The sequence below is a fragment of the Peribacillus sp. NPDC056705 genome (assembly GCF_043656335.1).
On sequence record NZ_JBHTYI010000187.1, the window covers coordinates 1 to 402 of the forward strand.

At 45.3% G+C, this 402-nt stretch carries 2 protein-coding genes; one reads left to right on the forward strand and one right to left on the reverse strand.

Annotation, left to right across the window (positions count from 1 at the left end):
- Nucleotides 1-8 precede the first annotated feature (8 nt).
- Complete coding sequence (locus ACFRAK_RS28755) at nucleotides 9-86, forward strand: SDR family oxidoreductase (protein ID WP_394573159.1); 78 nt, start codon at nucleotides 9-11, stop codon at nucleotides 84-86.
- A 102-nt stretch (nucleotides 87-188) separates the two neighbouring features.
- Here the strand turns inward: ACFRAK_RS28755 and ACFRAK_RS28760 are convergent.
- On the reverse strand, nucleotides 189-402 hold a 214-nt coding region (locus tag ACFRAK_RS28760; RefSeq protein ID WP_394573156.1), incomplete at its 5' end, for a hypothetical protein.

Here is a 402-nt window from a genome sequence, read left to right on the forward strand (position 1 = left end):
ACCCTGTACTGTTCCTTGCCTCGGATGATTCCAGATACATGACCGGCACCGAGTTGGTCGTCGACGGCGGGGAGACTGCGGTATAGTCAGCGCTCAATTAGAATAACCATAACGCCTCCAAGCTCATCAACCACTTGCCTAGAATGGAACCGTGAGTGTGCTTGGAGGCATTTGTGCGTCTGTGAATACTATGATTTAAGCAGCATATGGGTGATGGGGACAAGCGAATTACGATGAATTTGTTCGCATAAATAGGCTGCGGAATATTTAAAATTCGTCATCATCCAATATTTAAGCAATCCGATGGTCGATGCATTGTGATAGATGACACTCAAATCGTAATCGAGTTTCTCCTGATTGTCTTTAATGAGCACGATCTCTTCCGAAAACATCGTCCATAGC